Annotated in this window: 7 protein-coding genes and 2 pseudogenes; 5 read left to right on the top strand and 4 right to left on the bottom strand. The window is 70.3% G+C overall.

Annotated features, from left to right (window positions below; translation table 11 throughout):
* The first annotated feature begins 373 nt into the window (after positions 1-373).
* The gene (locus ACH4UM_RS19560) at positions 374-2,542 is read left to right on the top strand and encodes a SpoIIE family protein phosphatase (RefSeq protein ID WP_398180504.1); all 2,169 of its coding nucleotides are present in this window, start codon (positions 374-376) and stop codon (positions 2,540-2,542) included.
* Between the two features lie 215 nt (positions 2,543-2,757).
* Here ACH4UM_RS19560 and ACH4UM_RS19555 read toward each other — a convergent pair whose 3' ends face one another.
* On the bottom strand, positions 2,758-3,942 hold the full coding sequence (locus tag ACH4UM_RS19555) for a type III polyketide synthase (RefSeq protein ID WP_398180501.1): 1,185 nt from the start codon (positions 3,940-3,942) through the stop codon (positions 2,758-2,760).
* 567 nt (positions 3,943-4,509) lie between these two features.
* On the opposite strand from ACH4UM_RS19555, the gene ACH4UM_RS19550 reads away from it, so the two are divergent.
* Together ACH4UM_RS19550 and ACH4UM_RS19545 are read left to right on the top strand one after the other, a co-directional pair.
* Positions 4,510-4,956, top strand: a complete 447-nt coding sequence (locus tag ACH4UM_RS19550) for a hypothetical protein (RefSeq protein ID WP_398180498.1) — start codon at positions 4,510-4,512, stop codon at positions 4,954-4,956.
* A 106-nt stretch (positions 4,957-5,062) separates the two neighbouring features.
* On the top strand, positions 5,063-7,735 hold the full coding sequence (locus tag ACH4UM_RS19545; RefSeq protein ID WP_398180496.1) for a WD40/YVTN/BNR-like repeat-containing protein: 2,673 nt from the start codon (positions 5,063-5,065) through the stop codon (positions 7,733-7,735).
* Positions 7,736-7,827: 92 nt separating this feature from the next.
* Here ACH4UM_RS19545 and ACH4UM_RS19540 read toward each other — a convergent pair whose 3' ends face one another.
* Positions 7,828-8,103, bottom strand: a complete 276-nt coding sequence (locus tag ACH4UM_RS19540) for a hypothetical protein (protein WP_398180493.1) — start codon at positions 8,101-8,103, stop codon at positions 7,828-7,830.
* A gap of 162 nt (positions 8,104-8,265) precedes the next feature.
* Positions 8,266-10,170, bottom strand: coding sequence for an exo-alpha-sialidase (locus ACH4UM_RS19535; RefSeq protein ID WP_398180490.1), 1,905 nt, complete (start codon positions 10,168-10,170; stop codon positions 8,266-8,268).
* Positions 10,171-10,878: 708 nt separating this feature from the next.
* Here ACH4UM_RS19535 and ACH4UM_RS19530 point away from each other — a divergent pair.
* Positions 10,879-10,983 (top strand): annotated as a pseudogene (locus ACH4UM_RS19530) (DUF190 domain-containing protein); the annotation flags it as partial.
* 262 nt (positions 10,984-11,245) lie between these two features.
* Here ACH4UM_RS19530 and ACH4UM_RS19525 read toward each other — a convergent pair.
* Positions 11,246-11,821: pseudogene (locus ACH4UM_RS19525) on the bottom strand (pyridine nucleotide-disulfide oxidoreductase); the annotation flags it as partial.
* 689 nt (positions 11,822-12,510) lie between these two features.
* On the opposite strand from ACH4UM_RS19525, the gene ACH4UM_RS19520 reads away from it, so the two are divergent.
* Positions 12,511-13,533: a glycoside hydrolase family 3 N-terminal domain-containing protein gene (locus ACH4UM_RS19520; protein ID WP_398180487.1), complete on the top strand. Its 1,023-nt coding sequence runs from the start codon at positions 12,511-12,513 to the stop codon at positions 13,531-13,533.
* The last annotated feature ends 55 nt before the right edge of the window (positions 13,534-13,588 follow it).

Genomic DNA, 13,588 nt, shown 5'->3' with positions numbered 1-13,588 from the left:
CCTCGATGATCTTCACGATGCTTTCCTTTCCGCCCTGGGCACCGGCGTCCTCGGGATGAAGACAGCGTCCCTGTTCCGAGTGGGCGGGAACACAGGACGTCCGCACCGTTACCGTCTCGGCTGCCCTCAGTCCCGCTCAGGGCGTCAGGCCTACGCGCCGGGGGCGGCGCCGGGGCTACGTCGGTGCAGATCACCACGGCATGGCACCGATCGCCCGGCACAGCAGCACGTGCCTGGACCTCATCAGCGCTGATGTGGGCGAAGCGACCCCCGGTGTTATTCAATGGGGTGTGCGGTCAGGGATCTCGGGGGCCCCGTCGCACGGGTACGAGTTCGGCCCCGGCGCTGCGCCGGGGACTGCTGAGAGAGCCGTATGGACTCCACAACCTCCCCCTCTTCCTCTTCGCCGTTCGACCTGGTCAGCAGCGCCCTGGGGCGCTACATCCCACGCGGCGGAGCGGCAGCGGCTGCCGATCCTGCCGACGCGCAGGGCGACCGCACCACCCGCCAACGCGTACCCGGCAACGCGGCAGCCAGCGGTCAGGATCAGATTCTCGGCGCGGTCAACCTGGACAGGGATCTGAGAATCACCCGCTGCAATCTGGACGCCCCCGTGTTCGCGGGTCTGGACGCCGTGGCCGGAAGTCCTTTCGTCGATCTCCTGCCTCCTGGGGACGTACCGACGGTCACACGGCGGTTGCGGCAGGTCCTGGAGACCGGTGAGGCGCACGTCGCCCGGATCCAGCGCCTGCGGCGCGGCGACGGGTCGGAGCTGGTGGTCTCGCTGAGCATCCTGCCCGCCGCGCTGCCTCAGGAAGGCCTGACCGTCTCCGTGATCGCCATGGCCAGGAGGCTGCACCTGTACGCCGCCGAGACCGCGATCGGCACCTCGCTGGACATCGGCGAGACCGCGCAGTCGCTGGCCCAGTCCCTGCTGGCTTGGGGAGACGTGGCCGCCGTCGACCTCGACTTCGCCGTGTGGACGGGCGAGGGAGTCACCGGGCAGGGGCAGGGGCAGGGGCGCATCCGGCTACGGCGGGCGGCCCTGGTGCCGGACCGGGCGTGGCCCGACGGCTACGTGACTCCGGGCGACGATCTTCCCAGCGACGCGAGTCGCCTGCTGGCGCAGGCGGTACGGCGGGACGACGCCCCGCAGGCCATCGTCATACCCGACCGGGAGGCGGTCGAGCGGGTACTCGGCAGCCCGCGAGTGATGCGTGCCCTGGTGCCCGGTGACCGGTCGGCGGGTGTGGCGTGCATACCGCTGGTCTTGGACAGCGCGCCGCCCGTCGTGCTGGGCGTGGCGGAGGTCTGGCGGCGGGCGGACTCCCCCTTCCGCGACAGCGAGCTGTTCGACCTGCAGGAACTGGTGGCCAGGACCGTCCATCACGTCGACCTGGCCCGTCAGCACCAGCGCGAGCACACGCAGGTGCTGGCGCTGCAGCGCCGGCTGCTGCCCCGGACCGGCGGCGACACCATAGAGATCGCCAGCGTCTACCAGCCCGCCACCCCCGACAGCGCGGGCGTCGGCGGCGACTGGGTGAACAGCTTCCCGCTGCCGGACGGCCGTACCGCGCTGGTGGTCGGTGACGTCGTCGGGCACGGTCTGGGAGCCGCGGCAACCATGGGCCAGCTGAGCATGGAGGCCCGCGCGCTGCTGTCCGCGGGGCTCGCGCCCGACGAGGTGCTGGAGCACCTGGACGAGACCGTGACGCTGCTGGACGACGCGGAGTCCGGGCTGACGGCCGGCTACAGCGCCCTCGGGTCGACCTGCTGCATCGCCCTGTACGACCCGGTCAGCCACCATGTGGCGCTGTCCAGCGCCGGCCACCTCCCCCCGGTCCTGGTCTCCCCGGACGGGCACGCCGGCCCGCTTGCGGTCCGCCCTCACCCCGGCCTGGGCGCCGAGTTCGCGCTGCGGGAGCCGTTCGACGTGCATACGTTCAACGCACCCCCGGGCTCCCTGCTCGCCCTCTACACCGACGGCCTGGTGGAGGATCCGGCCTTGTCGATCGACGAGGGCATCGGCAGGCTGGCGGACGCCGTGTCCAGGGTGCACCCCTGGGACGCCCTGGAGCAGGCCGCACGGCACGTCGTCTCCGCGCTGGCACCCGTGCGCCAGCGCGACGATGTGACCCTGCTGCTCGCGCGGATGATCGGCTACCGCAAGGGGGACACCGCGACCTGGCGGCTACCCGCCCGCGACGACGCCCCCGCCCGTGCCCGCGCGCAGGTCTCCGCGCTGCTGCGGCAATGGCACACCAGGGACGACACCCGGGACAACGTGCTGCTGCTGGTCAGCGAGCTGGTCACGAACGCGGTGCGCTTCGCCGCCGGTCCCATCACGGTTCGGCTGATCAGGGCCGGTCACGGCCTGCTGTGCGAGGTGGGCGACACCGGCAACGGCAGGCCACGTCTGAGCCGGGGCGGCCTCCTCGACGACGGCGGTCGTGGCCTGCACATCGTGCACAGGCTCACCGCCCGGTGGGGGGTGCGGTGGACGGACACCGGCAAGGTGGTCTGGGCGGAAGTCGCGAGGTGACGCGGCTGCGGGGCGGGGGCGCGGCCGGCGTATGGGAGCGCGGCGAGGGTACGGGCGGCGTACCCGTCACCCGACGCCACCGACGCCACCGACGCCACCGACGCCACCGACGCCACCGACGCCACCGAGGGTACGGACGGTGCCCTCAGCGGTGCCAGTGGCGTGACCGGTGATGCGGACGGCCCGGTTGCCGGTACGGGTGGCGCGGGCTCGCACTACAGCCACTCCCCTTCCAGGGCGGTGGCGGTGAGGCCCGGTGCCGCCGCGTACAGGACGGCGCGATTGCCCGACTTCTGCCCGGCGTCGTGCGCCCGCCGCATGATGTCGAACACGGCGGCGCCTCCGCGGTTGCCGCTGGTGTAGCTGTCCCGGCTGTAGTCCAGCAGCCCCGACGGCCACGCGTCGGGCATCGTCTGCTCCATGTACTCCAGTACCCGGGTCCCGCCGGGGTGCGCCAGCAGCACGTCGGGGTGCCAGGAGTCGGGGTCGTCCTGGTAACGGACGCGCAGCCACTCCCACATCGCGGTGACCGTCTCCTGTACGGCGCGCGGCCCGCGCCGGTCCATCACGAAGTGGTTGCCGTCCGACCGCGTATCCAGGCGGTGCAGGTCTTGGGTGCCGGGCAGGGTGTGGTGCCAGGCGGCGTCCAGCCGCAGCACCGACTCGCGCCGCGGGCGGCCCGTGACCACCGCGGCGACCGCGGTGTCCGCAAACAGCAACCGGACGATCAGCGACTCGAGAGTGTCGTCCGCGGGCTGGTAGGTCGTGCTCAGCGCCTCCGCGATCACGACCAGGACCACCCGGTCGGGGTCCGCGGCCACGAGATCCGCCGCCAGCGCCAGGGAACGGGTCCCCGCGATACAGGCCCACTGCGTGGCCGGCAGCAGCATCACGTCGTTGCGGAGCGGAAGCTTGTTGGCCAGGGCGATGTCCAGACCTGGCAGGGCCGGGGTGGTGGAGTGACTGGTGATCAGGCAGTCGATGTCTGCGGCGTCCAGCCCGGCGATCTGCAGGGCCCCGCGCGCCGCACGCTCCCCGTAGGACTGCACGGCCTCCCAGGCCGGCCCGGTGCGCTCCTGGACGGTCTGCGGCGCGGGTATCGCCTCAAGTGCGGCGATCACGCGGTCCACGTCCTGCGGGGTGAACCCGTCGCGTGCCAAAGCCTCTTGGGCCGACCCGATGCCGACCGCCCGCAGGCCGCCGCCGTTGCCGGGCGCGACGGCGGCTTCCAGCGGCAGCATCCACCCGCGGGTCTCGATGCCCGTGCTGGCCGCGATGCCGTCGATCCGCGGCGCCCACGCCGCGTGCGGATGCCGGTCGCGCACCTCCGCCACGATCTGGCTGGTCTCCACGGAGTGTTCGCCGTGTATCACGGCAGGAGGACAGAGATAGGCGGTCATAATGGGACCTTTCCAGGGGAAAAGAGCAGAAATGCAATGAGTGCTGTGTCATGGGTCACTTTGGAACTTGCGCCCAAGAGGTTGCCGATGGGCTCCACTTCGGGAGCCGGTATCCGTTTCGAGCATGGACGCTAAATGGACATTTCCGCTGTGATGCAGACAACTTAGGCGGCCTTTGGAGTGCGTGACACCGCACACACCGCTGAAACGGGGGCCCTCAGGGCGGTTCCGCAGGTCTTACCTGACCTGCCGTCAGCCAAGAGGCTGCCTGGTCACTGCCGCCGGAGCCGCGCGAGACCCCCTGGCGGCACGGGCCACTCGGCCACAGAGACCCTCCGCGACCGGGAAACCGGGAAGAGGTGCGCCGCGATCGGCAAGCTGTCCGACGCGATGGGCGACAGCGGATGGCGTCCCGCCGAGGACGCCGTTGGCGAATTCGGCGGACGTCTGCCGCTGATCCACCCGGCGCGGGATGATGGCGCCGTTCGGCGTGCGGGGGCACGAGCGTCAGGTGATCGCGGCGTCGCTGCATCCGCGCGTCCCAGGCGAGGTGTTGGCCCAGACATCGTGGACACCTCGGTCGTCCCGCACTCGCAGACCAACGGCAACGTCATCGTCGTCGACCCGCGCACCGACACCCTCTACGACGTCTTCGACTGGCAGACGTACGACATCGACTATGCGACCGGCGCCTTCATGCCCACCGATCTGCACTTCGCCGTCGTGAAGTCGACCGACCAGGGCCGCACGTGGAGCAAGCCGGTCACCGTCACCAAGGACAGGTCCGTCCCCGAAGTCGAGGCCAATGCCAATGCGCCGCAGGACTTCACGGACGCCTGCAGCGGGCTGTTCCCCACCGGCACGGACTGTGGACCCGCTGCTGCGGCCACGGTCGCACCGCGCGTGAAGGGACTCCTGGGATCCCGGCCGCACCGGCTCGTCCGGTGGTCGAAGGCCCTGACCCAAAGGCGCTGTGGGGAGCGCGACTTCGGGTTCCTGTGGGGCGCGAGGTAAACACCCCCCCATTTTTCCTCTGAGCCCTTTGTGTGACTGTTGTGGTCACGCCAAGATCCCTCTGCGCCGGGACACCCCCATATGCCCGGTGCAGGGAGGAGAGGGCATGTTGCCCCCGAAGCACCAGCGACGGTTCATAACCTGCACCGTCGTAGCAGCCGCGTTCGGACTGGTAACCACCCAGTCGTTCGCAGCGTCGAACGACACCAGACCCCGGCCCTGGCAGGCGCGCCACCAGGCCGCGATGGGCCGCCAGCACATCAAGGCGGTGCACGCAGGCCACGACATGTCCGCGTTCGCCGCTGGAGGCGACGACGACGGCGCCGACGAGGCGGAGAACTCCGCCGAGGCGACCGCCCAGTTCACCGAGGCCCGCACCGCGCCCGGCGTGGTCGCGCCCGGCGCCTACGGCGCGGCCTGGCAGCAGCTCCAGTCGATGAAGCACACGAGCGGCGGCTGGGACCATGTCACCAGGAAGGCGTACAACGGCGACGACCCCCGCTATCGCGATGTGAACTCCAACTCCAGCGGCGGCGCGGGCGACGTGACCGGTCGGATCACCGGCATAGCCGCCGACGACCAAGGCCATGTGTACGCGGGCGGCGCCAACGGCGGCGTCTTCCGCTCCACGACCGGCGGCGGCCACTGGAAGCCGATCTCCGACAGGCTCCCGTCCCTGTCGACGGGCGCCCTCGCCCTCGACGGCAAGGACCGCCTCTGGTACGCCACGGGCGAGTCCAACACCGGGGCGACATCCTTCGTCGGCACGGGCGTCTACGTCCTGAAGGACCCACGCCACGGGCAGTTCCAGCCCGGCGACCGGGTGGGTGGCGCCGAACTGGAGTCCACCGTCATCCACGCCCTGCGCTTCGCCGGCACCAAGGTGTGGGCGGCCACCAGCACCGGCGTCTGGTCGCACTCCACCACGACCCTGTCCGGGCCGTGGAAGCAGGAGTTCGCCCCCAACCCGGACTATCTGCCAGGAGGTTCGAAGGCGGACGACCCGAGCGCGCCGTACAAGAACATCGCCAACGACATCGCCGTGGATCCAAAGGACCCCTCCAAGGTCCTGCTCGCGGTCGGCTGGCGTGGCGGCGACACCTACAACGGGCTCTATGCCAGGCAGGACGACGGCAGCTGGAAGCCGGTCAGCGGACTCGGCGACCTGCCTACCAGCAGTGACGACGTCGGCAACATGACGTTCGCGGCCGCGGCCGACGGCTCGCGCCTGTACGCCGTCGACCAGTCGCCGGCGCAGATGACCGCCAACCCCGACAGCGGGCTCAAGGGCGTGTACGTGTCCAAGAACGGCTCGCCCTTCGGACCGTGGACTCAGATCGCGGACTACACCAAGCTGAAGGCATCCGGGTCCGCCTTGCAGAGCGCGGGCTACATGCCCGGCATCCAGTCCTGGTACAACCAGTTCCTCCAGGTCGACCCGGCCAACGCCGAACACGTCTACCTCGGCCTGGAAGAGGTCTTCGAGACCAAGAACGGCGGCTCCACCTGGACGACCCCGGGCCCGTACTGGAACTTCCCCTTCCCCTGCTGGAGCATCGACCCGGCCAAGCAGACCGGCGACTGCTCACCCACCGTCCACTCCGACCAGCACGCGGTCGCGATCGGCAGCTACAAGGGCAGGACGTGGGCGTACGTCGGCAACGACGGCGGCATCTACCGGCGCCCGCTGAACGGCGCGGTCGACTCCGGCGGTCACGCCAAGGACTGGCAGTCCCTCAACGACGGCACCCTGGACACCCTGCAGTACTACTCCGTGGGCGTCGGTAAGGACCTCACCTACGGCGGGGTCTCGGTGACCGGCGGTCTGCAGGACAATGGCCAGTCGATCCTGCGCGGCCGCGACAAGGTCATGGGCTCGAACTTCGGCGGTGACGGCGGTGACACCATCACCGACCCGGCCAACGGCTGCAACATCGCCGCCGAGTATGTCTACCTCGACATGTGGGTGACGCAGAACTGCGGTGTGAATGACGGTTCCTGGGCGACCGACCCGACGAAGGCCACCGAGTACGAGGTCGCCCCGCCGGACAAGGACCAGGGCGGCGCGGGCGCCCGCTTCATCGCGCCGATCGCCGCCGACGCCAAGGACACCAACACCTGGGTGGCAGGCGGCCGGCACGTGTGGGTGAACACCAAGGGCTTCGCGATCCGGTCCGGCAAGGAGTGGACGAACGCCTACGACCTCGGTGAGGGTCACGTGGCCACGGCCGTGGCGTCCTCCGGCGGCACGGTCTACGCCGGCTGGTGCGGCCCCTGCAACAACCAGGGCTTCACCCGTGGCATCGCGGCCGGCAACGCCGACGGCACCGGATGGCACCAGCTCAACCTTCCCGTCGACGGCACCATCCCCAACCGCTACATCTCCGGCTTCGAGATCGACCCGGTCAACGCCCAGCACGTCTACGTGGCGATCAACGGCTTCTCCCGCCGCTTCACCGAGGGCCCGGGCGCGGGCGTCGGTCATGTCTTCGAGTCCAGGGACGGCGGTGCGAGCTGGAAGGACATCTCGGCCAACCTGCCCGACGTCCCCGCCGACACGGTCAAGCTCCTCGCGAACGGCGGTCTCGCCCTCGGTACCGACCTGGCCACGTTCTACCGGCCCGCCGGAGCCAACCAGTGGCTGGTCCTGGGGCACAACCTGCCCACCACGGCCGTGATGCAGCTCCGCGTCGGCCCCGACGGTGAGCTGTACGCCGCCACTCACGGACGTGGCATCTGGTCCTTCGACGTACGGCGCCTCAAGGGCCGTAAGGACTGATCACGACCCGTACGTCCCGCCGTACGACGACGGCCGGTGCGAACCCCCGCTCCCGGGGGGGGGGGGGGGCACCGGCCGTCTGCCGTTTGGGTTCACTGCGCCGGATACGCCGCCACACTCACCCGGAGCACAAAGAGGGACGCGCTCTGCGGGCCCCAGGTGACGGTGTCCGGGGCGGTGCTGTTGCCGGCGGCGATGTGGACGGCGAAGCCGGAAACCCAGCCGTGCCGGTAGTGCTGTCCGACGGCGTCGCGGTGTTCGGATCGGCGGAAGGGCGCGGCGGTGTCGAGGCCGACTGCGAGCTGCCGCCGCTGGCTCCACAGGCGGTCAGAAGGCAGGCGACGGCAACCAGGGCCGCTCCGGACCACGGCCGTCCATGCCCCGACCTGCGTCTACGTTGCTCGAGCACCACAACTGCCCCCTTATGCCGTCGCACGCCACTGTGACGTCCTGGGCCGGCGCCCGGTTGCGCGCATAGGGATGGTGCGCTCCGGAGTTGCCCGCCGGAGCGCACCCTGTGCGGTCCTGGGTCAGTGCCTTGTCGGTAGCGGCTTGGTGGTGTGCGGTGTGCTGACGGTGGCGGCGCCCCGGGTCGTGGAGGCGGTGCTGCCACCGGTGACGGTGAGCGGGCCGGCGGTGTAGAGGGCCTCGTCGAAGGCCTGCACGCCTGCCGGGGCCTTGCCGACGGCGAAGACGGAGACCGCCTTACCGCTCATGACGGAGGTGGAGATGTAGTCGCCGACCATGCTGCCCTGCGTGCTGTCGGCGACCTGGGACAAGGACATGGGGCCGGCTACGGCGGCCGGGCTGCTCCAGGTGCTGCCGCCGTTGACGGAGGAGGTGTAGCCGACCTCCAGCTGGCAGGTGGACGTGGTGCAGTCGGCGTTCGGGTAGAAGTAGTAGTAGAGGCCGATCTTCGCCGCCGCGCCTGAGGTGGTGGGGTCGATGCCGATGCCGGGGATGAAGTGGTCGACGCCGCTGGTGGTGGCGTCGATGGGAACCCGGGTCACGGCTGACCAGCTCGTGCCGTTCGTGGACGTCGAGTACACGATGTCGTTGGCCGGGCAACCGGAGCGGAAACGGCAGTCCTGCCAGGCGACGTAGATCTTGCCGGAGCCGTCGATCTCGGCGGACGGCAGGCCCTCACCGTCGCGCAGGTTGCCGGCCACGCTGTGGCTGGAGACGTTGGCGATCAACGTGCTGGAGGACCAGCTGGAGCCGCCGTTGGTCGAGTTGAAGGCGCGCACGGAGCTGCCGTTGGCGGAGTAGGGGACCACGACCGTGCCGTTGGGCTGGACGAGGGGCTGTCCGCCCAGGCCGCTCGGGCCTCCGGACGGTGCGACCGGCGCCGACCAGGTGGCGCCGCCGTCGGTCGACCGGCTCATCACCACCGCATTGCCCGAGGACGTGACATCGACCTCGACATGGCAGGTGCCGTAGTAGGGGCTGGTGGCGGAGTTGTCGCAGACGATCCATTCCTTGTCATAGCCTCGACCGTCGTTGCCGACCGCGATCACGGGGTTCTGCCAGCTCGTGCCGTTCGTGGACCGGCTGACGCTGACGCCGGCGCCGTTGACGTTCGAGTCGATAACCAGCCCGGCGACCATCCAGGTGCCGTGCTTGGCGTCGTAGGCCACGGCCGGATCGGAGACGCGGGCCCAGGTGCCGCCCTGGTAGGTGGTGATGCCGGGGAGCATGCCGTGCTGCCAGGTGGTGCCGCCGTCGGTGGAGGTGTTCCAGCCGATGTCGGAGGCACCGCCGTCGGTGAACCGGCCGACCTGCGAGGAGGCGACGATCGTGGTGCCGTACACGAAGGTGTCCGGTTCCAACTCGGTGGCGTGCTGACCAGAGGTGTTGGTGAACGGGTCCGTGCTGACCTGGGTCAGTTCGGGCGGCGGCGTGCCGGTGGTGAAGGCGACGTCGTCGTACAGCGTGTACGTCGCGTCGCCCGCGTAGTTGTCGTCGTGGCTGACGAGCGTGAGCTTGTAGCTGTGGCCTGCGGTGACCGCCGAGGTGACCTGCTTCCAGCCTTGGCCGTTGGTGCAGGTCTTGGCCAGCACGGTCGTCGTCGTGCCGGCCGTGGTGTCGGCGAGGGTGGACGTGGCCCAGTCGTACGTCACCGTGTCGGGGCAGGTCACGCTGTACCAGAAGGACAGCTGATTGGCGCCGGTCGGCGCGGTGAAGGTCTGGGCGATGGAGGAGTCGCCGTTGGTTGGCGAGGTGCCGCCGACGCGCGCGGCGTACGTCCCGCTGTGGGCACCGGAGTTGACCACGGACGTCGTACCTGTGCTGGTCCAGCCGGTCAAGCTGCCGGACTCGAAGCCGCCGTTGGAGACGTCGGCCAGGGCCGGGTGGGACGCGAGGAGCAGACCGCCTAATGACAGCAGGGCGGTGGTGGCGGTCGCCACGGATCTACGGACAGCGGTGCGCGACATGAGGAGACCCCTTGTCGTCGATGGGGGGTGCATGCCCTCGCGCGAGGGCGTTGGAGTCGGGCGGGCCGTCCGGCGGCCCGCCCCAGGGACGATGTGCCTGTCAGGACGGGGTCACGTCGTCATGGCGGGTACAGGTCGCGTCACCCGTGTAGGCGCCTGGGCTGCCGGAGCGGAGAGCCGGAGAGCGGGGATTGAGGTCAGGATCGCGGTGAGCGCGGCCATCCGGCCGCGTCGGCGTCTGGATCGGGGCACGGAACATCCTTTCGGCCAGCCGGAGATCACCCGGCATGTGGGGAGAAGAAGGACGTTCACGCCGATGGAGCGCGTGTTCGCAATCCGGGATGCTTGCACTGGACATGTCATGCAACAAGAGAGAAGGAGCCTGCGTGGCGCGAAGCAACCGAGAATTTACGGAGGACATTCAACTCACAGTAAAAACAAAGGGTTTCCTCTGTGTTGCCACAGGGGTTCCCTGTACCGCCCGGATTGGGAGCGTGAGGATCCGTAAGGCCGGCAACTGAGCGCACCTCGGCCGCCTCTCCCTCCCCCGCCGCCGGCCTGTCTCAACTCCGCCAGGGCATCGTGAGGCACCGTTGCACCGTTGCACCGGCGCCCGTTCGCTCGCCGTTCCGCGACGCCGTGCGCGGCGCCGGCGGCGGTACGGCTTGCGGCGACGGTGACGCGCCGCCCGGGGATGTGGAGGCAGCGGTGACAAGGCTGCCGGGCAGTGCCCTGCGAGTGACGATCTTCATCGGTGAGAACGACATCTGGCATCACGAGCCGCTGTACGGCGAGATCGTGCAGCGAGCGCATCGGAGACGCCCTCGATCGCTCCCAGCGCGGCGGCCGGTGCCCCGAGTGTCGAGGTCAGTAGGGAGGCCGGCAGCGCGGTGGGGATCTCATGACCGACGTCCGCCAGGAAGCTGGCGGAGCCGATCGCACCCCTGGTGCCGGCCACTGCCTCTTCGAGGGCGCCGGGGAGCGGTCGGAGGCGGGGGTGGTGGTCATGCCCGCAGTCTTCACGCAGTCGCATCTGCCGGGGTGCTGGAGGAAGGCGCGATTCTGCGGCTGTGGTCTACGTTCTCTCTGCCGTGAGGAGTGCGGCGATCTCCCGAGCCGCCTCGCGGGCGGGGCGACCGACGCCGATCAGGGCCGCGGAGGCGGGGCCGGTCCGGACTCCGTAGCCAAACAGGTGCGGGCGCGGCTCGTCGACTGCGCGGGTGCCCGTCGTGGCGATGCGGCCGCGTCAGCCACGGAGTTGGAGCTGGGCCAGGTGGAAGCGCGCGGGGCGGAAGCCCGTGCACCAGATGATCACGTCGGCCTCGGCCCGGGTGCCGTCCGCCCACTCGACGCCTCCGGGGATGAGGCGGGTGAACATCGGGACCGTCTTGAGCAGGCCGCGATCGTGGGCCTCGCGCCCAGGCGGTACGGCGACGATGTCCCCGAGCGAGGCCACGCCGCCCGTGTCCGTCCGGCCCTCGAGGGCGCGGCGACGGGCGGTGGCGGCGTCGAACAGGACGCGGCCGTCGATGTCGTCGGTCGGATAGCGGGGTGGGCGCCGGGTGACCCACCTCAGCTGGGCGTCGTGGTCGAGGCCAGCGGCGATCTGGGCGCCGGAGTTGCCGCCGCCGACGATCACGCCGGCGGTGCCCGGCCGACGGCTGTCTCCACCACGCCCGGAGGTCCCTCCGTGATCAACAACCGTCGCCAGGCATGTCACCAACCTCCTGGCCGAGTACAGCCGGCTCACCGGAAGGCCGGTCTCGCCGGAAGTCACGAGATCCCGAGGGGACACACCCACCGCCGCAGGTCACATGTCCGCGGCGACACATGGACGGCGCAGCCTGATGAGCGGCACAGGATTCCTCTTCCGCCAAGGTGCCACGCGCTGCCGCGTCGCCACACCGGTCCGCCGTAGATCCCCCGCACCCGCCAAGGGGCGAACAAATGCCCAATAACGTACGGTGTGATGGACGCAGCAAGCCGGGCTCACCGTGACGGAAGCGGCTGCGCAGCGCGCGGTGGCCCCGGCTCGTCCAGGCCGGGAGAAGGAGCATGACTATACGCGTCCGGCAGCAGCCCAGGAGCCGCCGCTGCACAGCCCTGCGCACCAGAATCCCGCTGGTCGCTCTGGCGCTCGCCGTCACAGGCTGCGGTGCATCGGTCACACCCGGGGCAATAGCCGACTCCCCGCGTTCCCTCGCTGCCGGCCAAGGCACACGGGTCCCGGGTACCGCCGGAGCACTGCCCGGCCGCACCAGCGCTGCTGCTGCCCCGGCCACCGCGAGTACCGCCCCGTCGGCGCCTGCCGCCACCTGCGCCGACCGATACCTGTCCGGCATGACCACTGCTCAACGGGTCGGACAGCTCTTCATGGGGGGAATCGCCGCGGCCCACCCCGACCAGGCCCAGCTGCGCACTCTGCGCGACAACCATGTCGGGTCCGTCATGCTGACCGGCCGCAGCACCGCCGGTACGACGGCGACCAGAAAGCTCGTCGACGGTTTCCGGGGCCAAGCGGACCGGGTCGCTGGCCGGCGGGTCGGACTCCTGGTCGCGACCGACCAGGAGGGCGGCCGGGTGCAGGTGCTCAACGGCCCCGGCTTCTCGGCCATGCCCAGCGGCCTGGCCCAGGGCAGCCGGCCGACCGCGACGCTGCGCGCCCAGGCCGCCGGATGGGCCAAGCAGCTCAAGGCTGCCGGGGTGAACCTGAACCTGGCACCGGTCGCCGACGTGGTCCCGGCCGCTCTGGGCACCCGCAACATCCCCATCGGCTCCTTTGAGAGGGAGTACGGCCATACCGCGGACACCGTGACCTCCCACACCGGCGCCTTCGCCGCCGGCTTCGCACAGTCGGGCGTGATGACCACGCTCAAGCACTTTCCCGGGCTGGGCCAGGTGATCGGCAACACCGACACCACCGCCGACGTCGTGGACCCGGTGACGACCGCCGGCAGTTCCAGTCTCACGCCGTTCCGGGCCGGGATCCGGGCCGGGTCACCTTTCGTCATGGTCTCGTCGGCCACCTACACCAGGATCGACCCCAAGCACCTGGCTGCCTTCTCACCGACGGTCATCGATCACCTGCTGCGCAGCCAACTCGGCTTCAAGGGCGTGGTCATCTCGGACGACCTCGGGAACGCGGTCGCGGTACGGTCCTTCAGCCCTGCCCAGCGGGCCGTGAACTTCATCGCGGCGGGCGGAGACATGATCCTCACGGTGCGGCCGAGCACCATACCCGCGATGACACAGGCCATCCAGACCCGGATGCGGCAGGACGCTTCGTTCCGGGCCAAGGTCAACGACAGCGTGCGTCGGATACTCGACGCCAAGCGCAACGCGGGCCTGCTCGACTGCCGCTGAGGCATTGAAGCGCGTGTGTCGACGGTCTTCGGCCCCGATCCAGCCACGACACCGT

The sequence above is a fragment of the Streptomyces sp. NPDC020801 genome, assembly GCF_044334385.1.
In the GTDB taxonomy this organism is placed as follows: domain Bacteria; phylum Actinomycetota; class Actinomycetes; order Streptomycetales; family Streptomycetaceae; genus Streptomyces.
This window is presented reverse-complemented; position numbering and strand designations above follow the sequence as displayed.